This is a genomic window from Citrobacter freundii complex sp. 2025EL-00176, assembly GCF_053309355.1.
This window is the reverse complement of record NZ_JBRYHT010000002.1, coordinates 158,281-178,952: the sequence shown is the minus strand read 5'-3', so window position 1 is coordinate 178,952 and position 20,672 is coordinate 158,281. Positions and strand designations below refer to the sequence as shown.

The 20,672-nt window shown below is 53.6% G+C and carries 14 protein-coding genes; 7 read left to right on the top strand and 7 right to left on the bottom strand.

Features of this window, described 5'->3' with window-relative positions; translation table 11 throughout:
* The first annotated feature begins 6 nt into the window (after positions 1-6).
* From ACVXHP_RS07920 to ACVXHP_RS07890, 7 genes are all read left to right on the top strand, one after another.
* Complete coding sequence (locus ACVXHP_RS07920; protein WP_447571239.1) at positions 7-1,965, top strand: phage tail-collar fiber domain-containing protein; 1,959 nt, start codon at positions 7-9, stop codon at positions 1,963-1,965.
* Positions 1,965-2,549, top strand: a complete 585-nt coding sequence (locus ACVXHP_RS07915; RefSeq protein ID WP_447571238.1) for a tail fiber assembly protein — start codon at positions 1,965-1,967, stop codon at positions 2,547-2,549. Before ACVXHP_RS07920 ends, ACVXHP_RS07915 begins: the two co-directional genes overlap by 1 nt.
* Positions 2,539-3,264, top strand: a complete 726-nt coding sequence (locus ACVXHP_RS07910) for a hypothetical protein (RefSeq protein ID WP_447571237.1) — start codon at positions 2,539-2,541, stop codon at positions 3,262-3,264. The genes ACVXHP_RS07915 and ACVXHP_RS07910 overlap by 11 nt, the downstream gene beginning before the upstream one ends.
* On the top strand, positions 3,236-3,781 hold the full coding sequence (locus ACVXHP_RS07905; protein WP_044713177.1) for a baseplate complex protein: 546 nt from the start codon (positions 3,236-3,238) through the stop codon (positions 3,779-3,781). The genes ACVXHP_RS07910 and ACVXHP_RS07905 overlap by 29 nt, the downstream gene beginning before the upstream one ends.
* Positions 3,781-5,484: a hypothetical protein gene (locus tag ACVXHP_RS07900; RefSeq protein WP_447571236.1), complete on the top strand. Its 1,704-nt coding sequence runs from the start codon at positions 3,781-3,783 to the stop codon at positions 5,482-5,484. Before ACVXHP_RS07905 ends, ACVXHP_RS07900 begins: the two co-directional genes overlap by 1 nt.
* A 214-nt stretch (positions 5,485-5,698) precedes the next feature.
* On the top strand, positions 5,699-5,842 hold the full coding sequence (locus tag ACVXHP_RS07895) for a hypothetical protein (protein WP_447571235.1): 144 nt from the start codon (positions 5,699-5,701) through the stop codon (positions 5,840-5,842).
* A 671-nt stretch (positions 5,843-6,513) separates the two neighbouring features.
* Positions 6,514-7,866, top strand: coding sequence for an FRG domain-containing protein (locus tag ACVXHP_RS07890; protein WP_447571234.1), 1,353 nt, complete (start codon positions 6,514-6,516; stop codon positions 7,864-7,866).
* 281 nt (positions 7,867-8,147) lie between these two features.
* Here the strand turns inward: ACVXHP_RS07890 and trhP are convergent, their stop codons facing one another.
* The 7 genes from trhP to ACVXHP_RS07855 form a co-directional block, all read right to left on the bottom strand.
* Positions 8,148-9,509: a prephenate-dependent tRNA uridine(34) hydroxylase TrhP gene (gene trhP / locus ACVXHP_RS07885; RefSeq protein WP_200005907.1), complete on the bottom strand. Its 1,362-nt coding sequence runs from the start codon at positions 9,507-9,509 to the stop codon at positions 8,148-8,150.
* Positions 9,510-9,675: 166 nt separating this feature from the next.
* Positions 9,676-10,398: an envelope stress response regulator BaeR gene (gene baeR, locus ACVXHP_RS07880; RefSeq protein ID WP_200005908.1), complete on the bottom strand. Its 723-nt coding sequence runs from the start codon at positions 10,396-10,398 to the stop codon at positions 9,676-9,678.
* Positions 10,395-11,798, bottom strand: a complete 1,404-nt coding sequence (gene baeS, locus ACVXHP_RS07875; protein WP_200005909.1) for an envelope stress sensor histidine kinase BaeS — start codon at positions 11,796-11,798, stop codon at positions 10,395-10,397. Before baeS ends, baeR begins: the two co-directional genes overlap by 4 nt.
* Positions 11,798-13,210, bottom strand: a complete 1,413-nt coding sequence (gene mdtD / locus ACVXHP_RS07870) for an MFS transporter (RefSeq protein ID WP_200005910.1) — start codon at positions 13,208-13,210, stop codon at positions 11,798-11,800. Before mdtD ends, baeS begins: the two co-directional genes overlap by 1 nt.
* Entirely contained in the window at positions 13,207-16,287 is a 3,081-nt protein-coding gene (gene mdtC, locus ACVXHP_RS07865) for a multidrug efflux RND transporter permease subunit MdtC (RefSeq protein WP_447571233.1), read from the bottom strand. Before mdtC ends, mdtD begins: the two co-directional genes overlap by 4 nt.
* Positions 16,288-19,410, bottom strand: coding sequence for an MdtB/MuxB family multidrug efflux RND transporter permease subunit (locus tag ACVXHP_RS07860; protein WP_447571232.1), 3,123 nt, complete (start codon positions 19,408-19,410; stop codon positions 16,288-16,290).
* Positions 19,410-20,657, bottom strand: coding sequence for an MdtA/MuxA family multidrug efflux RND transporter periplasmic adaptor subunit (locus tag ACVXHP_RS07855; protein WP_447571231.1), 1,248 nt, complete (start codon positions 20,655-20,657; stop codon positions 19,410-19,412). Before ACVXHP_RS07855 ends, ACVXHP_RS07860 begins: the two co-directional genes overlap by 1 nt.
* Positions 20,658-20,672: the final 15 nt, after the last annotated feature.

The window sequence follows — 20,672 nt, the reverse complement described above, 5'->3', positions numbered from 1 at the left end:
TTTTTTATGTCACAGACAGCTATCACGCTGGCGTTTGAACACTGGAAAGCGCAGCAGGGTGCGACCGGCGAGCCGGTGTTACTGGATGAATTTGTGTTTGCGAATGCGCCAGGGCTGAACCCGGATATTCCCGTTGATCGCAGTGAAGCACTGCCGCCAGTGGAGCAGATTGTGCACCGGCAGCCTGTTACCCGCACTGGCGTGGTGAATGAAAACGGCGTGGTGTATTCCGCCGTGCTGGGCGCGGATGTGGGCGATTTCAGTTTTAACTGGATCGGGCTGCTGAACAAGGCCAGCGGCACCCTGGCCATGATTGTTCATGCGCCCTTACAGCAAAAACTGAAAACAGCAGAAGGGCAACAGGGGAACGTGCTTACCCGTTCGTTTCTGATGGAGTACAACGGCGCACAGACCGAAACCGGGATTAATACACCGGCTGAGACCTGGCAGATTGATTTCACGGCGCGTATGGCCGGAATGGATGAGCGTCAGCGCCTGGAAAATGCGGATATTTACGGCGCTGCGGCATTCTTTGGCGATGGCTGGCTGGTCGGTAAAACGGGCAATCAGTTCTTTGTGACCAAAGGCACCGGCTATGTGGCAGGGCTGCGTACATCACTGGCTGACAATCAGAATATCACCGTGACAACAAAACCGGTCAAAGTCTGGCTGGATGTGTGCTGGACGGGATCGCTTACCAGTGTCTGGAATGCCCAGTGCAAAATCACCGTGGCGGAAAACCTGACGGATTACGTGCAGAACGGCGTTCAGCATTATGTGTTTGCCGTGGCCAGCATTGATGTGAATGGCAATATCACGGATTTACGGCCAAAAGGGACGCTGAACGAACAACAGGCCAGTGATGCATTGAGAAAGCATGAACAGTCCAGAAATCATCCTGATGCCTCAACCACTGAAAAAGGGTTTGTGCAGTTAAGCAGTGCAACAGACAGCGATTCCGAAAAGCTGGCCACCACGCCAAAGGCATTAAAAGCAGTGAATGAGAATGCAAATGGTCGCGTTCCGTCAGAAAGGAAGGTTAACGGACATCCGTTGACCGGTGATATCAGTGTCACGGCACAGGATATTTTTGATGGTCAGTGTGTTGAAATTGGTCCGGGTCAGGATCTGGATAATTACCAGTCACCGGGACTGTATTTTCAGTCAGCAAATGCAAATACCAGCGCAGCATTGCATTACCCGGAAAATAACGCCGGTTCCCTGATGGTTTTAAGAAGCGCAGGGATAACGCAGGTTTATCGCGTGTACGGCAGTTCGCGAAGCTATTCGCGGAGCAAATATTCTACGCAACCCTGGACGACGTGGACGCCCGATGATGCTTTTCCTGTCGGCGCGCCGATTCCGTGGCCATCCGATACCGTTCCGCCCGCTCACGCCTTAATGCAGGGACAGCCTTTTGATAAATCAGTCTATCCGTTGCTGGCAGTGGCGTATCCATCCGGCGTTATCCCTGATATGCGAGGCCAGACAATAAAGGGCAGGCCTGATGGCCGCGCGGTTTTGTCTCAGGAACTGGACGGTATCAAGTCACACGACCACGGCGCAACGGTCGCAGCTACCGACCTCGGAAGCCGTGACACCACCGGATTTGATTACGGTACTAAATCTGTTTCGGCTTTTGACTATGGCACGAAAACAACAAACAACGGAGGCAACCACGCCCACGCAGTAGATGTTTATTATCTCAATACTTCACAGCAGTTTGCGAAAGTGGGGGCAGGTGGTCAGTGGGCTGGCGGAGCGGGAACTCAGGCAACTTATGCCGGTGGGGATCATGCTCATTCTGTTGGTATTGGTGCGCACGACCACGTTGTTGGTATCGGATCACATGCCCACTCTGTCTACATTGGTGCGCACAGCCACGGCGTAACTGTTTCGCCGTCTGGTCATGCAGAAAACACCGTAAAAAACACCGCATTTAATTACTTAGTGAGGCTTGCATAATGGCTTTTAAAATGACCGATTCCAACCGCGTAATTACAATCTATAACCTTTCATCTTCGACGAATGAATTTATTGGTCAGGGTGATGGTTATATTCCGGCAAATACCGGATTGCCTGCTTTCAGTACCGATATTGCTCCGCCGTCAGCGCCGGAGGGGTTTATTGCAGTATTTAATTCTGATTCTAATAAATGGTCACTGGTTGAAGACCATCGCGGGAAGATTGTCTACAGCATCCACACGGGGGAAGCAACCACAATTAACCAGTTAGGCGCACTACCGGATGATGTTGTTTCCGTTGCCCCAGAAGGCCATTTTATGAAATGGGACGGGAAAAAATGGGTGCATGATGCTGACGCAGAAAAAACAGCGCAGATTACGCAGGTGACGCAGCAAAAAGAAAGTCTTCTGACGCTGGCGGCATCAAAAATCGCCCCCCTACAGGACGCAGTTGATCTTGATATTGCAACAGAAGCAGAAGCGGCACTTTTGCTGGCGTGGAAAAAATACCGCGTTTTACTTAACCGCATAAATCCAGATGATGCGCCTGATATTAGCTGGCCGGAGGTGCCTGATGTGGCGTGAAGCGCGTCTGGCGTTTACTGACTCACTGGCCGCGCTGAATTGTTCCATTGTTCCGGCGCATCCGTGGATAAATGGTCTGGGGCAGCAGACGGATAACGGGGCATATCTCAGCCCGGTGAATGCCGTCCGCTATCTTGCTGAAAGGCTGGCCGGAACGGGCGGGAAGGCCGATGTGATGATCATGATGGTGACAGGCCAGACGCATGAGAATTTTATGACCCGCCTCAACGGTCTGGTGGATGTTTTCCCGGCACCTGCATTCACGCAGGTCAAGCGCCTGGCACAATCCGCTGCGGCGCTGGCCATCGAAAAAATGCAAATCCCCGCTAAAGCCGGGGCGGGGTTGCCGGTGGCTATTCCGCTGTCTGTGCCAACCAGCAGGGCGGCATTGTCTGCGGCGGCTGTCAGCCAGGCACAAAAAGCGGCCAGTGCGGGATTCAGCCTGGACGGATTAAAGCAGCAAATGGGGGAGTTCGCGCAGCTGCGTGACAGCCTGATCAGTGATGTGGCCAGCGGGCTGAATGATTTGCAGGGAAAAAGTGCCAGGGCGTGGGTGTTCACCAGCACCGGCGATACGGCCACCACGCTGCTGGAACTGGTAAAGGATATCCCGCAACCGTCAGCCGTCTACACTGCGGCGGTGATGCTGGTCGGTGACAATCTGGATGGAATAAAGGGAATGATTCATGACTTCGATCCCAACGCTGGCGCTTAATGGAGAGGCTATCCAGCTGAAAAACATGCGCGTGACCGTATCGCAGCAGTTTCAGGATAAAGACCAGTCCGGCCAGACAAGCGCCACAACCAAATCAGAACAGGGGGCAAAAGGGAAAGAGCTGCGTATCAGTGGCGAAATTCCGTTTAAAAGCCCGGAGATCCTGAAGCGTATTTTTGAACTGGCCAGCGCCACGGATGCCGGAGGCAACCGCCAGAAATACCGCGTGGCGCATGAAGTGGCCAGAGCCGTGAATTTTCGCGAGGCAACATTCAGCGGGACGCTTGATGCCCCGCAGCAGGACGGGAAAATGGCCTGGCTGGTCACGTTTACGCTGGCAGAACATATCAGCGTGCAGGAAAAGCGGGAAGCCCGGGCAACAGGCAAAACGTCAGCCAAAAAACAGACGGCCGGTAATGCGGGACAGCCTGGTGGCCAGAGTGCCGGGGAAGATGAAGAAAAACTGACGTGGTTTGAAAAACGTGTGCTTAAACCCGTCAATGATGCTTTGGGTTAATGATGAAACCAGTTAAACGCCTGTACCTTTCAACGGATGAAGTTCACCTGGCGGATGCCAGCCTGGTACTGGAGCTGAACAGCTGCGGCCGGGGGTTTATCACCGCACAGACCGCCACGGATTACACCGGGAAACTGGTGCGGCTGGATGTGGGATACTCCGATCTCCTTTTGCGCTGGTTTACCGGCTACGTGGAACGCGCACAACCCGCCGAAAACGGTTTTCAGCGTCTGTTTGTGCGCGAGCTGGTCGGCGTATTTGAAAGGATGTGGCCATGTTCATTTCAGCATCCCACTTTGCGCAAGGTAGCCAGCTGGCTGGAGGAAAACAGCGGAATAGCTGTCAGTGTGCCGGATGCTCCTTACAGCGATAAACCGATCCCCCATTTCACCCATAACGGCACGGGTTATCAGCTGCTGAATAATCTGGGCAGGGCGTTCAGTATACCGGATTACATCTGGTACCAGCTGCCGGATGGTTCCCTGTATGTGGGCGGCGCGGAAAAAGCGATGTTTGCCGGTCGTCCGGTCGATATCCCGGCAGAGTTCAGCCAGGAGGCGGCTGGCGGTAATTCCATTACGCTGCCGGTGATCCAGAGTCTGCGGCCGGGTGTCGAGCTGAACGGGGAGCGCGTGACCAAAGTTCATCTGACCAATGACACAATGACCGTCACCTGGACACCCAGAAACTGCGCAACAGGTCAGCCATTACAGAAAACCCCGGCACAACGCCAGATTGAAAGCCATTACCCGGAACTGGCTTCCGGGCTGCATCTGCCAAAACTGGCCAGAGTGGTGGCACCCAGCGAGGCCGTGAAAAGTGGTAATTTTTCCGATCCGTTCCGGCCGCGCTATGCCGTTGATGTGCAGCTGCTTGATGCAGACGGCAACCCGGATAACCAGACGCCGGTATATTCTGCGGTGCCGTTGCCGGTACCTATGGCCGGTAATGATTCGGGTATGTTTCAGTTCCCGCCTGAAGGGACGCTGGTTGAAGTTGCGTTTACCGGTGGACGCCCGGATAAACCGTTTATCAGGCAGACGCTGCCGGATGGTACCAGCCTGCCGGATGTTAAACCCGGCGAGCAGCTGCAACAGCAGCGGGCGGAAGTGTCGCAACGTGTTACCCAGGCTGGCAACTGGGTGAGGCAGACCGATCAGACCATCAGCGAAACATCGATGGCGCGGACGGTCAAAGCCGATACGGAACAGCGCGAGCTGGTCAGCCGTGAAACAACGGTTAAAGCCACGGATAAGACCACGGTTCTGGGTACCTCCACCCTGATGGCCGGAGCCATTCAGCAGGTCAGTGCCGGTGATTATAGCCAGGCCGTGAAAGGCAACAGGCTGGCCAGCATTGAAGGAAATGACGAAACCGATATTACCGGCAAACAATCCACGAAAGTAGCCGGTGCCGTGGATGTTGATGTGGGGGGAACCCTGACTGAAAAGATTGCCGCATTACGTAAATCTGTGGCGGCGGGCGGTCAGCAGATCATGGGACCAACCGTCCATATTGGCAGTGAGAGCGTCAACACGCTGGCCATGATGCTGGACACCATTGATTTACTGGCAGAGCTGGCGCAGCAATGTGCGAGCCATTCACACCCCAGCGTAGGTACGCCAACTAATGCCGGCGCATTCACACAGACGGCAGAGAAGGCCGGACAGACCCGGCGTAAGTACCAGAAAATAATCGCTTGATCATCCCATCAGCCCGCGCATAATGCGGGCTTTTTTGTACCCACTCCCAGACCTCACCAGACGCATCCTGAGCGCCGCAATTATCTGCACCCGTTCATCCCAACCTGATTAACTTCAGAAGCGCAGCAAGGCGCTGACGCAGCCTGCCGCGACGAAATAACGGAGGAAGTGACGAAAACGGCGCTACACCGCACCCGCCTGCGGTTTTCGTGTTGTGAATGATTTCAGTTTTTCCGGCGGTACAAAACACATCGGCAGACCGCGCCAGCGCTGGGGCTTTGGCAGTGGTTCGCCAACTGAAATGTGTGAAACAGATTTCAAGGATTTCATTTTTTGTGCGATTGCCGGCTATGGGTGAGAAATATCGGAGCCTGATTACATGCGGGATTAACAGCGATCACGCGACTTTTTACGTAACGACCGCAGCGGGATCACGTAAGAGCGTGTAAGTATCCAGGCCTTAACTGGCGTACTCTGGCGTGGAATGGCAGTGGAATGCGGAACTGAAATACTTTGCACAGCCCTGAACCATTGCCATACCTGCACTAACGTAGACGCTCCAGTGCTCAAGTCACTAACAGTTAGATATACAAAACCACCAACAAATCAGGGTGATTTCTGACCGATTCTGATTTTTTCAAAAATTTAGGGGGGGCATCGGAAAACCATCACAAACGTCACAAGATTTAAAAATAGTATCTATCTATATGATATATATAAGTAAATAGTGGTATTGAAAACCATCACGAAACCATCACAACAGCATCACAGTGTGACGGTCTTAAATCATCACAACTCTGTTTTATAACTTACTGAATTTATTGGGTGTGACGGTTTACGTTACGTTTTGTGATGGTTTTACCATCACAAGATTTATTTAGCTAAATCATATGGATAAGTGTTGTTTTTGTGGGGTGTGATGGTTGTGACGGTTTTCCGATGGCTAAATCAAATGATAGGGGAAGCTTCTGATACATTTGTTAACATAGTACTAGAGTCGGTGTTCATAAATTTTGCGTGCAAGATGCCATGATTGCGAATTCAGGGGAGAGGGAAGAATTGGAACAATTTGAGGTCAGAACTATTAGTGAGCTGGAAGCTGTAATTGCACAGTTTGGTAACAATGTATTATTTCGAGGTCAAAACTCTCTCTATGGTAAGCAGGAGGTGCCATCCGTACTTGCTTCTTTTGATCGCGATGAATGTAACAAGTCAAAGATGATAAAGTGGATTAGCTATGCTGCAAGTGTGCTTGAGGGAGTAATTGGTAGCCACGCAAATGATCTGGAATATGTACAGGCACTGTTACAACACTATGGATGGAGATCATTCTATGTTGACTGTACCACTAACCCAGCAGTTGCCGCTTGGTTTGCGAGCCATAAATTTTCACTATCAATAAAACCATCTCCACCGCCAAAGATAGACATGTGCGAAGACTGTCATGAAAACCCCATATGGCTGATAAAAAAAGCGGTATGGTATTATTATGAAGATGGAGATGGATATCTCTACATTCTAGATAAATCACTAGCATCTCGTCTTGGTTTGGTTGATCTTTCTGATATTGAAATTGAGGGTTTCCGACCCAGAATGCAGGCCCAAGATGCTTGGTTACTGGGGCCGCTATATGGAAAGCCAGTTCCAGAAAATTGCTTTATTGCACAGATAAAAGCTAGTCGTTCACTTTTAAAACAATATGCCGCATTGAATGCAATCACTGATACAAACTCCTTATTTCCGTCAGTTACGGAGGATCCTATCCTCAAGGAGTTATTAGACTTACCTTGGCGGGAAATTGAACAATTAAGAGATCCAAATATAGATATTCCTGTATTCAAGCGGTCACTTGAATTACCTGAATATCATGATAGTTATGTGAAAAAAGTTTGCCCTAGTGTTGCTTTCTATCGTGGTGGGAAAATAGCTGAGCTATTTGACTCTATTGAAACGATGAGAGGCGAATTAACAGGCGGCGTTACGATAAGTTCACCCAGCATAATTCTCTTTGGTAAAGATAATGACAATTCTCCATTGCGCTTGCCAAAGATAGAGCGGCTTCTTAAAGGAAAAAATTACGTCGCTTTTGAGATAGATGAACTAATAAAACATGTCAATAAAGACTTTCAGGCCGTGTATCAGAAGGGAATTGGAATCATATGCCATGAGACTGACCTGATTGAAGTATGCGAATTAGTTGTCGTTCACCCAGGGATGTACATGCAAAACGTAGGTTTTCGTCCTGGGTGGTTCTACCGAAAAAATAGCGATGGTGTATGGGTACGAGAACCATGTGAGAATGAATGCGGATGCGGGAACGACATGATCCATGAAAAGCACATTTCAGCGCTTCGAATTGCCGAGTATTACCTCCGTCCATAAACTCACCATTACAGTATTCAAACCCCGTTAAGACGGGGTTTGAATAGTCGATGTGGTCGATATGTGGACATTGATCGAAATAAATCCATTTATTTCAGTGAATTACAGGCAAAAAATAAGCCTGCGTAAGGGAGATTACGCAGGCTAAGGAGGTGGTTCCTGGTACAGCTAGCATTTATGGGTTATGTTTTTCAGCGGGTGGGATAATACCCTTAATGAACGAAACGGTATGTGATCGATTTCTAAGAATCTTCCGATCGCTGAAAAATAACCGTAATTAACTACTTAGCATGCGGGTTACGTGTGGACTCACCGGCAAAATTACGCATTAACAAGGCATAATTCAGATCGATATCCTCAGGTACCGGCATCCACACGGTGTAACCATCGCCCGGAGCAACCGGCATGGCTTCGCCTTTCGCGTTTTCCATCTGCTCAAGGGTAAAGTTGATATTGCCCTGTGGGGTCATCAATTCAAGGCTGTCGCCGACGGTGAATTTGTTCTTCACCAGCACGGCTGCCAGTTCGCCTTTACGTTCGCCGGTAAATTCGCCAACAAACTGCTGGCGTTCGGAAACGGAGAAACCGTATTCGTAGTTCTGATAGTCGTCATGCGTATGGCGGCGCAGGAATCCTTCGGTGTAACCCCGATGCGCCAGACCTTCCAGCGTTTCCAGCAGTTGCGGGTCGAACGGTTTGCCGGCAGCGGCATCATCAATGGCTTTGCGATAAACCTGCGCAGTACGTGCACAGTAATAGTATGACTTGGTACGGCCTTCGATCTTCAGCGAATGCACGCCCATCTGCGTCAGACGTTCAACGTGGGCAATAGCACGCAAATCCTTCGAGTTCATGATGTAAGTGCCGTGTTCGTCTTCGAACGCGGTCATGTACTCACCTGGTCGCTGGGCTTCTTCAATCATAAAGACTTTATCTGTCGGCGCACCAATACCCAGCGTGGGTTCGACGTTTTGTACCGGGATCGGCTCGTACTTATGTACGATATTGCCCACCACATCTTCTTTTCCTTCCTGCACGTTGTATTCCCAGCGGCAGGCATTGGTACAGGTGCCCTGGTTCGGATCGCGCTTGTTGATGTAACCAGAGAGCAGGCAGCGCCCGGAATAGGCCATACACAATGCGCCGTGAACGAAGATCTCAATCTCCATATCAGGCACCTGGATACGGATCTCTTCAATTTCTTCCAGCGACAACTCGCGAGACAGGATCACGCGGGTCAGCCCCATCTGCTTCCAGAATTTGACCGTCGCCCAGTTGACGGCGTTAGCCTGCACTGACAGGTGAATATCCATGTCAGGGAAGTTTTCGCGCACCAGCATAATCAGTCCCGGGTCCGACATAATCAGCGCATCCGGCCCCATTTCCACCACCGGTTTCAGATCACGAATGAAGGTTTTCAGCTTGGCGTTGTGCGGGGCGATGTTAACCACCACATAGAATTTTTTGCCCAGTGCATGGGCTTCATTTATGCCGAGCTGCAGGTTTTCGTGGTTGAATTCGTTGTTGCGTACGCGCAGTGAATAACGCGGTTGGCCCGCATAGACAGCATCTGCGCCATAGGCGAAAGCGTAACGCATATTTTTCAGCGTTCCCGCCGGGGAAAGGAGTTCCGGTTTAAACATAATTATCTCGTTCTGATGACAGGTCAGACTCGCCTCACTCAATGAGGCGGTTAGGGGAGTGCCCCCATATTAAGGGCGGGCATTGTAGCGCTGAGGGGCGGGCAGGTAAAGTCATTGTACCTGGTGGTCGCTCCACCTTATCTGATATCGCTTGGGCTATCGCTGATTACATAATTCGGCACGCATCGGCTTCCCAGCGATACCCTACGCCATATACCGCGCGGATAAATGACTGCTCCGCATCCAGTGACTCCAGCTTGCGTCTCAGGTTCTTAATATGGCTGTCGATGGTTCGATCGGTCACAACGCGATAGTCGTCATACAGATGGTTAAGCAACTGCTCGCGGGAGAACACTTTTCCCGGCTCATGTGACAGCGTTTTGAGTAAGCGGAATTCCGCAGGCGTTAAGTCGAGCATTTTCCCCCGCCACGACGCCTGAAAACGACCTTCGTCGACGATCAGCGGGCTTTCCGCATCCATTTGTTGCAGTTCGCGCTGTGGTTTACAACGACGCAGGATCGTCTTCACGCGAGCGACGACTTCGCGCGGACTGTAGGGTTTACAAATATAATCATCCGCACCAATCTCCAGTCCCAGCAGACGGTCAATTTCTTCGATTTTTGCGGTTACCATCATGATAGGGACTTCAGAGAAACGGCGAATTTCCCGACACAGGGTCAGGCCATCGGTGCCGGGCAGCATCAGATCCAACAAGATCAGATCGGGCGGCGTTTGACGCACGTAAGGCAGCACCAGATCGCCATGGCTGATGAGCGTAGGTGCGTAGCTTGCCGCTCGCAGATAGTCGATAAGCAGTTGTCCCAGCTTGGGTTCGTCTTCCACGATAAGAATACGCGGCGTGTTTTCATCAATGGGTAACTCTGTCATACATCTCTCTGTAAATCGCGTTCAAGCGGTAGCTCTACTGTAATGCTAACCCCGCCAAAAGGCGAATGGGCGGCGCGGATCAGGCCATTATGCGCCTGTACGATATTGACGCAAATCGCCAGCCCCAAGCCGGAACCTCCGCTGGCGCGGTTACGCGAGCCTTCGGTGCGATAAAACCGTTCAAACAGCTTCTGCAACTGCTCTTCACTCACGCCTGGAGCGGAATCAGCGAAGGTTAATAACACCATGCGTTCACGTTGTTCAGCGCTGATATGCAGCCCGCCGCCGCTATCGGTGTAGCGCAGACTGTTTTCCAGCAAATTGTTGAACAGTTGCATCAGACGATCCCGGTCGCCGAAGACCGTCATGCTGTCCGGGAGAGAAAGTTGTATCGTCAATCCCCGGCTGGCAAAGCGTTCACGAAATGCGCCGCTTGCCACTTCCAGCAGGGGAATAAGATCCAGCGATGTTTTCTGGTAGGCCAGCGCGCCTTCATCGGACATGGAGAGCTGATGAAGATCGTCCACCAGTTTGGTGAGCGTTGCGACTTCGGCCTGTAAAGAGGTTACGGAGTCAGGGGTAAACTGGCGGACGCCATCCTGAATGGCTTCCAGCTCGCCACGTAACACCGCCAACGGTGTACGCAGTTCGTGAGAAATATCGGCCATAAAGTCTCGCCGCATCTGCTGGTTTTTTTCCAATGTACTGGCAAGCTGGTTAAAGTCTTGCGCCAGTTTGCCCAGCTCATCGGTACTGGTCGGCGCAACGCGGGTGGTGAAATCGCCTGCCGCCAGTTTATGCGTGCCTTCCACCAGTCGTTTGACCGGGGCCAACAGGCTGCGTGCCAGCGTAAACGTTGCCAGCGCTGCCAGGATCGTAGAAAGCGCGACGATAAGCCAGCTGGAGCGTCTTTGCTGCATGTCGAAATTGATATCCGTATTACGCGTTAAGCGCTCTACGGGAGAGGCAATCACGGCGCCCACTTCGCTACCATTGACGCGGATAGGATGGCGCATACCGTCGTGAGGGACCGGAGCGCGCGGGCCGACCAACACGCGAGCGTTTTGATCAACAACCCAAAACTGTGTACGCCAGCCGTGCGGCGGCATGCCGGGACCGGGTTTATCATCGTCGTTGTCGTGTTCAAACGAGCGCAGGATCTGAAACACAAAACGATCGTTATTGCGTAAGAACCGCCAGTTGCCATGCTGCTCATACTGCTCGCTCAACGCGTCGCTGAGCATTTGCAGACGCTGCTCGTTACCGTGTTTGATATAGTCAATAAAGCCCCGTTCGAAGCTAATGCGTACGGCCCAGTGCATACTGATCAGCAACACAATGCAGGTGGCGAAAATCGCCAGAAACAGTTTGCCGGTGATACCGGGCCGCCAGAACTTCATCAGGTGCTCCTTTTGCGCCGTGAGATCACCGCGTTAGTTTGCGTGTCGTTCGGCACGCGGGCAAAAATAATGGCGGGCAGCGCAATAATGAATGCAATGCACAGCCAGGTATACATAAAGACGGTATGCGTACTGCCGCTGTCGATAGCGATATGCTGCTGACCAAACATACCTAACAGCAGGCCAGCGATAGTCACCCCGATACTCATCGACAATTGCATGATCATCGACAGCAGGCTGTTGCCGCTGCTGGCGAGATCGTCTGGCAGATCTTTTAGCGTCAGGGTATTCATGGATGAAAAACGCGTTGAGTTGACCATTCCCTGTAAGAACAGCACAAAGGGTAGGGCGTAATACCAGCCGAGCAGCGCGGTGGTCATCAGCAACAGGCTGACCAGCGACAGGCCAAGCGTTGTGGCAACCAGTACGCGACGGTAGCCAAAGCGGTTAACGACCTGCACCACAATGCGCTTCATGCCCATACTGCCGAGCACCATCGGGACCATCATCAGCCCGGCATGAAAAGGTGAAAAACCGAGGCCAATCTGTAAAAACACCGGTGTCATAAACGGCAGCATACCGCTGCCGATACGTCCGGCAAAACTGCCGAGCAGGCCTAACGAGAAGGTTGGTGTGTGAAACAGATTCAGGCTAAACAGCGCGCGCGGATTACGATGGGCGTGTTTCAGATACAGCGCAATAGCCAACACCCCGCAGATAACCAGCGCTGCCAGCGTGATACCGGAGATGCCGGTTCCTTTACTGCCATCGAGCGCCAGCGTTAGCACCGCCATGCCGACCGCCAGCATTGCGAATCCCGAAAGATCGAAGCGTCGCGTTTGCATGGTGTAGTTGGGCATCAGCATTAACGTTGCTATCGCGCCGACAATGCCAACCGGAATGTTCAGCAAAAATATCCAGTGCCAGGAGGCATACTCAACCAGAACGCCGCCTAACGCCGGACCCAGCAATGGGCCAATCTGGCCGGGTAACGTGACAAACGTCATCGCCGCCATATATTGCTCACGCGGGACGATTTTCATCACCGTTAGCCTGCCAACCGGCACCATCATCGCGCCGCCAACGCCTTGTAAGACGCGCGCCATCACCAGTTCGTTGAGCGTGCCGGACCAGGCGCAAAACAGCGAGCCAAGCGTAAACAGGATGATGGCGGTGAAGAAGATATTGCGCACGCCGACTTTGTCCGCCAGCCATCCGCTGGCAGGCAGCATTACGGCAACGGTTAATACATATGACACAATGACCATATGCATATGTAACGGGCTTTCTCCGAGGCTGGCGGCCATCGAAGGAAGCGCAGTATTGACGATGGTGGTATCCAGCGACTGCATAAAAAAGCCAAATGCCACAATCCAAAGTTGCCAGCGGGTGCTGTCGGGAAGTTCTGTCATAACTCGGCTACCGGTTTGCTATTTTTACGCGAAAAACGCAGACGCAGACGGTCGAAAAAGAGATAGACCACGGGCGTGGTGTACAGCGTCAGGAGCTGACTCACCACCAGCCCGCCGACGATGGTGATCCCCAAAGGCTGGCGCAGTTCGGAGCCATCACCTGCGGATAACACCAGCGGCAGCGCGCCAAACAGCGCCGCCAGCGTGGTCATCATTATTGGGCGAAAGCGTAACAGGCAGGCCTGGAAAATGGCTTCCTCCGGCTGTAACTTACCGTTTCTCTGCGCTTCCAGCGCAAAATCGACCATCATGATGGCGTTTTTCTTCACAATGCCAATTAATAGCATGATCCCTATCAGGGCGATTAGGCTGAACGGGGCATTGAACAGCTCCAGTGCCATTAAGGCCCCAACCCCCGCCGAAGGAAGTGTGGACAGAATAGTCAGAGGGTGAACATAACTTTCATACAACATGCCCAATACGATGTAGACCGTTGCGATGGCGGCGATAATCAGGATCACCTGCGAGTTCATGGTGTCCTGAAATACCTGCGCCGTACCGGCAAAACTGCCGCGAACCGTCGAGGGAACGCCAAGCTGGGTCATCGTTCTATTGATGGCCTCCGTTGCTTCAGAAAGTGAAGAGCCCGTCGGCAGGTTAAACGACACGGTTGAAGCGGCAGACAAGCCCTGATGATTCACCGACAGCGGGGCATTCGCCGGTTGCCATTTGGCAAAGTACGATAACGGGATCGCCTTACCGTCATTGTTGATGACGAACATTTTGTCCAGCGCGCTGATGTCCTGGGTGTAACGTCGATCAACCTCCATCACCACTTTGTACTGGTTCATGGGCTGATAGATTGTCGAAATCTGCCGTTGTCCGAAAGCGTTATTCAACAGGCTGTTGGCGGCGGCAACATCGATTCCCAGACGCGACATGGTGTCGCGATCGTAGATCAGGTTCATTTCCGCACCATTGTCCTGCTGATCGGAGTTGACGTCCGCCAGTTGGGGCAGGGCAGCTAACGCCTTGCGAATTTTAGGTTCCCATTCACGCAGCGCCGCCAGATCGTCGGACAGTAGTGTGTACTGATAGCTGGCGTTGGCCTGGCGTCCGCCAACGCGAATGTCCTGCACCGCCATCAGAAACAGATTCGCGCCCGGTTCTTTTGCCAGCGCGACGCGCAGGCGGTCGATCACCTGCTGAGCGCTTTCATGGCGTTCACCGCGTGGCTTGAGGGTAATAAACATCATCCCGCTATTGACCCGGGAACCGCCGGTGAAGCCGGTGACGTTATTCACTGCCGGATCGTCGCGGATGATCTGCATAAAGTCCTGCAGTTTGCCGCGCATCGCCTGGAAAGAGATGCTTTGGTCAGCCTGGATCCCGCCCATCAATACGCCTGTATCCTGCTCAGGGAAGAAGGTTTTTGGGATGGAAATGTAGAGCCAAATGTTCAGCGCAATGGTGCCGAGTAATACCACGCCCACCAGCCGCGTATGGCGCAGCACCCATTTAAGCGATGTGCCGTAGCCCTGTTGCAGCGCCACTAACATGCGACCAAATCCCCGCTTACGCGTTTGTTCGCGCGGGGCGCTGGATTTGAGCATCCAGCCGCACATCATCGGCGTTAATGTCAGCGACACCAGCAGTGAAATGCCGATGGCAACCGACAGCGTGACGGCAAATTCGCGCAGTAATCGCCCCGGCAGGCCGTCCATCAGCAGCAGCGGCAGAAACACCGCCACTAGCGACAGACTCATGGAGAGCACCGTAAAACCGACTTCGCGCGTGCCTTGTAACGCTGCCTGAAGGGGTTTCATTCCGGCTTCCAGATGGCGGGCTATGTTTTCCAGTACCACGATGGCGTCATCGACGACAAAACCCGTGGCAATGGTTAGCGCCATTAACGACAGGTTGTTCAGACTGAATCCGCACAGATACATGGCGGCAAATGTGCCGATTAGCGAGACCGGAACTGCGACGGCGGGGATGAGGGTTGCGCGTCCGGAACGCAGGAAGACAAAGACCACCAGGATAACCAGCGCCACAGAGATAATCAGCGTCTGTTCAACTTCCTCCAGCGAGGCACGAATGGTCGGCGAGCGGTCCTGGGCGATTTGCAGATCGATGGCGGCCGGGACCAGGGTTTGCAATTCCGGTAATTTAGCCCGGATGCTGTCTACCGTCTGAATGATATTGGCTTCCGGCAGCTTGCGGATCATCAGCAGGATGGCCGGTTTGGCATTGGTCATCCCCGCATTACGCACGTCCTGCACCGAGTCGCTCACAGATGCAACGTCACCCAACCGCACCGCAGCGCCGTTATTGTAGTGGATGATAATGGGTTGGTATTCGGCTGCCGTTTTCAGCTCATCGTTGGTTTGTACCTGCCAACGATGGGTTTCACTCTCGATAGCTCCCTGCGGCTTACGCACGTTGGCGTTGTCGATTGCGCTACGCACGTCGTCCAGCGATACGCCCTGGTTAAACAGCGCTTGTGGGTTGAGGCCTACGCGCACGGCAGGCAGAGAACTCCCTCCCACATCCACGTCACCCACGCCGTCGATTTGCGCGATGGTTTGCGCCAACTGGGTTGACGCGAAATCGTACAGCTCACCCTGGGAATACGTATCAGAGGTGAGCGTCAGGATCATAATCGGCGCGTCGGAAAGGTTGGCTTTGCGGTACGTTGGGCGACTGGGCATTCCGCTTGGTAGCAGGCTTTGTGCGGCGTTAATCGCGGCCTGAACGTCTCGCGCAGCGCCGTTGATGTCACGGTCGAATTTAAATTCGAGAATAATGCGTGTGCTGCCAAGCGAGCTGCTTGAGGTCATTTCATTCACGCCCGCGATGCGGCCCAGAGAGCGCTCCAGCGGGGTGGCGACGGAGGAGGCCATCGTTTCAGGAGATGCGCCGGGTAATGAGGCGCTGACCATAATCACCGGGAAATCCACCTGCGGCAGCGGAGCCACTGGCAGCAGACGAAAGCCCAGTATGCCGCACAGAGTGATGGCCACAGAGATGAGAATGGTTGCCACCGGACGATGAATGAAAAGCGCGAAAAATTTCATTTACGCTTCCTCTTCCTGACGTGGGAAGCGGCTTTTCACATACAGCGACAAACGGTCAAACAGCAGATAAATCACCGGGGTGGTGAACAGGGTTAATACCTGGCTTACCAGCAGACCGCCGACCATACCAATCCCTAATGGACGGCGTAATTCAGCACCTACGCCGGTACTTAACATCAGGGGCAATGCGCCCAGCAGCGCCGCCAGCGTGGTCATCAGGATCGGGCGAAAACGCAGCAGGCAGGCCTGGAAAATGGCTTCACGCGGCGCCATACCCTGTTCGCGCTCTGCGGCCAGGGCAAAGTCGATCATCATGATGGCGTTTTTCTTGACGATACCGATGAGCAAAATAATGCCGATAATCGCAATGACGTCCAGTTCGCTGCCGGCAATCATTAACGCCAGCAGTGCGCCAACGCCCGCCGTGGGCAGCGTGGAGAGTATGGTAATCGGGTGAATAAAGCTTTCATACAGCACGCCGAGCACGATATACATCGCGACAACCGCCGCCACAATCAGCCAGATAGTGTTACCCAGCGCGGCCTGGAAGGCCAACGTACTGCCCTGGAACTGGGTGGTAATGTTCGCTGGCAGGTTAAGCGTTTTTTCAGCGTCCAGAATCGCCTGTACCGCGTCGCCCAGCGAATGGTCGTCTGGCACATTGAACGAGATGGTGGTAACCGGGAACTGATCGAGATGGTTAATCGAGAGCGGGGCGAAGCGCTGTTCAATGCTGGCGATAGCGCTGAGCGGCAGCACGCCGCCGTCGCTACTGGTCAGACGAATCGTATCCATAGCCGCAAGCCCGGGCGTCGTGTCGGTGTCATGTTCTAACACGACGCGATACTGGTTAGCCTGTGTATAGATGGTTGAAATCAGGCGTTGGCCGAAGGCGTTGTACAGGGCGTTATCGACATCCGCCATGCTGATGCCTAAACGGCTGGCGCTGTCGCGATTGACGTTCACATAGGCTACCAGCCCTTTGTCCTGCCAGTCGCTGCTGACATCAGACACCTGCGGTAGTTGTTGTAGCTTTTCCAACAGTAGGGGAACCCAGGTGCTGAGGGCATCAAGGGAAGTCGCTTGCAACGTGAACTGATATTGCGTCCGGCTGACCTGAGTATCAATCGTCAGGTCCTGCGTAGGCTGAAGATAGAGGTCGACGCCGGGAACGTTGTTTACTGCTTCCTGTAACCGCGCGATCACTTTCTGCACGCGATCGTCGCGTTCATCCAGTGGCTTAAGGTTGATTTGCAAACGAGCGCTGTTTAACGCCGGATTGGTACCATCCACGCCAACAAAAGCGGTCAGGCTCTCAACCGCCGGATCTTGCAGGATGACATCTGAAACCTGACGCTGACGCTGAGCCATGCTGGCAAACGAACTGGACTGCGGCGCCTGCAGCGTGCCCTGGATGATGCCGTTATCCTGTATCGGGAAGAACCCTTTTGGAATAAACACCCACAGCATGACGCTCAGCGCCAGCGTACCAAGCGCCACGCTGAGCGTCAGCCACGGATGGTTGAGCACTTTTGCCAGCCAGTGCCCGTACCCGGCGATGATGCGATCAAACATCCGTTCAGAGGCGCGCGAGAAGCGGTTCTGTTTACGTAACGATGCCTGACTGAGCATACGGGCGCACATCATCGGCGTGAGGGTGAGCGACACCACCGCAGAAATCAGGATCGCCACGGCCAGCGTTACGGCAAACTCGCGGAACAATCGCCCGACAATATCTCCCATAAACAACAGTGGGATCAGCACGGCGATCAGCGAAAATGTCAGAGAGATGATGGTAAAACCAATCTCGCCCGCACCTTTCAGGGCGGCGGTCAGCGGTTTTTCGCCTTTTTCGATATAACGTGAAATATTCTCAATCACCACGATGGCGTCGTCCACCACAAAGCCGGTGGCGATGGTGAGCGCCATTAAGGTCAGGTTATTGATAGAGAAATCAAGAAATACCATTACCGCAAAGGTGCCGATTAGCGACAGCGGTACGGCGACTGCGGGTATAATCGTCGCCGGAATGTTGCGCAGAAACAGGTAGATAATCATAACAACCAGCGCAATCGCTAGCATCAGCTCAAACTGGGTGTCGGCTACGGATGCACGAATATTGGTTGTACGATCCGAAAGCACGCTGACTTTTACTGATTTAGGCAGGCTTTCAGTGAGCTGCGGCAGCATTTGGCGGATGCTGTCAGCAGTGGAAATGATGTTTGCCCCAGGCTGGCGCTGAACATTCATTACAATGGCTTGTTGCTTATTGGCCCATGCGCCGAGCCAGCTATTTTCTGCCCCTTGCTCAACGGTCGCAACATCGCCCAGGCGTACCGGTGCGCCGTTTTTATAGGCAATAATCAGCTGACGATATTCATCCGCAGACTGCATCTGGTCGTTAGCTGAGAGGGTGACGGCGCGCGTTGGGCCATCAAGACTGCCTTTAGCCGAGTTGACGTTGGCGCCGGTAATGGCCGTACGGATGGTTTCGCTGGTCAGACCGAGCGCGGCAATGGCCTGCGCATTAAGCTTCACGCGGACAGCCGGACGTTGCCCACCGGAAAGCGTCACCAGACCCACGCCGGAAACCTGAGAGATTTTCTGGGCGACGCGGGTTTCGACCATATCTTCCACCTGCGTCATCGGCATCGCGCTGGAGGTGACGGCCAGCGTCATGATCGGTGGATCCGCCGGGTTTACCTTACTGTAGACCGGTGGATTGGGCAGATCGCCCGGTAATAAATTGGTGGCGGCATTAATGGCAGCCTGAACTTCCTGCTCGGCGACATCCAACGGGAGCGTCAGTTGAAACTGCAACGTGACGACCGAAGCGCCGCCGGAGCTTTGCGAGGACATCTGTTTTAAGCCGGACATTTGTCCAAACTGACGCTCAAGCGGTGCTGTCACCGCCGAAGTCATAACGTCCGGGCTGGCGCCGGGGTAGAGCGTTACGACCTGAATCGTGGGGTAATCCACTTCCGGTAAAGCGGCGATCGGCAGGAAGCGATAACCGATAATACCGGCCAACAAAATGGCGACCATCAGCAGCGTGGTGGCGACGGGGCGCAGAATAAACAGGCGCGATGGGCCGCCTGAGTTGCCTGGAGGTAACACCTGCATCAGGAGTTAGCTCCTTTTTTGCCGTAGCCGCGCGGCGTGGTTTTATCGTCTGTTACAGTTGCGTCGTGTGCCTCCACGACTTCAACTTTGGCCCCTTCTGTCAGGCGGTCAATACCGTCAGTCACCACGCGATCGCCTACGGACAGTCCGGCGGTAATCACCACTTTCTGGCTATCCTGGATACCCGGTTTAACCAGGTGTTTACTGACGTTGTTGTCGCTATTCAGCACCCAGACAAAGTGACCTTCGTTACCCATTTGCAGGGCGGCAGTGGGGATGACAACGGCATTTTGTTCCGTGTCGACCAGCATGCGGGCGTTAACGAACTGGTTCGGGAATAAGGCATCATCCTGATTGTTAAACCTGGCCTTAACTTTGATGGTTCCGGTGGTCGCGTCGATTTGATTGTCGAGGCTCAGCAGGAGACCTTCGCTGAGTTTTTGCGAATTAGTACGGTCCCAGGCTTCGACCTTCAGCGGGTTCCCCGATTTTTGCGCCCGCAACACGGTGGCAATGTCGTTTTCAGGTAAGGTGAAAATCAGGTCGATGGGGTGGGTTTGTGTAATAACGACGATGCCGGTGGTATCACCGCTGGAAATCTGGTTGCCAACATCCACCTGTTTCAGACCGACCCGCCCATCGACAGGCGCGGTTATCCGGCTCCAGTCGAGCTGTAATTGGGCGCTGGCGACGCTGGCTTCATCCGCTTTGATTGTCCCTAACGTCTCATTTACCAGCGCCTGTTGGGCATCCAGTTCCTGGCGGGAGACCAGATTGGTTTTTACCAACTGCTGATAACGCGCAAGGTCGCGACGGGCATTCGCCAGCGTGGCTTTATCTTTTGCCAATTGCCCCTGCGCCTGAGCCAGAGCAACTTTAAACTGGCTGGGGTCTATCTCTGCCAGCAGGTCGCCAGCTTTTACCTGTTGCCCTTCCTCGAAGTGTAACGCGATAAGCTGACCCTCTACCCGGCTTCGCACCGTAGCGGTATTGGCGGCAGTAACGGTGCCCAGTCCCGTCAGGTAACGCGGAACAGCTTCCACGGTGGCGGTGGCAGCCTGAACGGGGGCCAACGGCCCGGAACGCATACCACGACGCCCAGCCCCTGGCGAGTGCTGCGCTTGTTTGGTCGCGCCTGGTGCGGTTCCCTGGGGTTCACTGCGGCTATGCCAGAACCAGAATGCGGCGATGGCGGCCACGACGATCACAGTTGCTATCACCCAGCGGGATTTGTTACTGCCTTTCATTGTTATGAGTTTCTC

Bases quoted from the DNA above. Each gene is read 5' to 3' on its own strand.
- ACVXHP_RS07900 (WP_447571236.1), top strand. From the start codon at position 3,781: ATGATGAAACCAGTTAAACGCCTGTACCTTTCAACGGATGAAGTTCAC.
- mdtC (WP_447571233.1), bottom strand. From the start codon at position 16,287: ATGAAATTTTTCGCGCTTTTCATTCATCGTCCGGTGGCAACCATTCTC.
- ACVXHP_RS07860 (WP_447571232.1), bottom strand. From the start codon at position 19,410: ATGCAGGTGTTACCTCCAGGCAACTCAGGCGGCCCATCGCGCCTGTTT.
- ACVXHP_RS07915 (WP_447571238.1), top strand. From the start codon at position 1,965: ATGGCTTTTAAAATGACCGATTCCAACCGCGTAATTACAATCTATAAC.
- ACVXHP_RS07855 (WP_447571231.1), bottom strand. From the start codon at position 20,657: ATGAAAGGCAGTAACAAATCCCGCTGGGTGATAGCAACTGTGATCGTC.
- baeS (WP_200005909.1), bottom strand. From the start codon at position 11,798: ATGAAGTTCTGGCGGCCCGGTATCACCGGCAAACTGTTTCTGGCGATT.
- baeR (WP_200005908.1), bottom strand. From the start codon at position 10,398: ATGACAGAGTTACCCATTGATGAAAACACGCCGCGTATTCTTATCGTG.
- ACVXHP_RS07920 (WP_447571239.1), top strand. From the start codon at position 7: ATGTCACAGACAGCTATCACGCTGGCGTTTGAACACTGGAAAGCGCAG.
- trhP (WP_200005907.1), bottom strand. From the start codon at position 9,509: ATGTTTAAACCGGAACTCCTTTCCCCGGCGGGAACGCTGAAAAATATG.
- mdtD (WP_200005910.1), bottom strand. From the start codon at position 13,210: ATGACAGAACTTCCCGACAGCACCCGCTGGCAACTTTGGATTGTGGCA.
- ACVXHP_RS07910 (WP_447571237.1), top strand. From the start codon at position 2,539: ATGTGGCGTGAAGCGCGTCTGGCGTTTACTGACTCACTGGCCGCGCTG.
- ACVXHP_RS07890 (WP_447571234.1), top strand. From the start codon at position 6,514: ATGATTGCGAATTCAGGGGAGAGGGAAGAATTGGAACAATTTGAGGTC.
- ACVXHP_RS07905 (WP_044713177.1), top strand. From the start codon at position 3,236: ATGACTTCGATCCCAACGCTGGCGCTTAATGGAGAGGCTATCCAGCTG.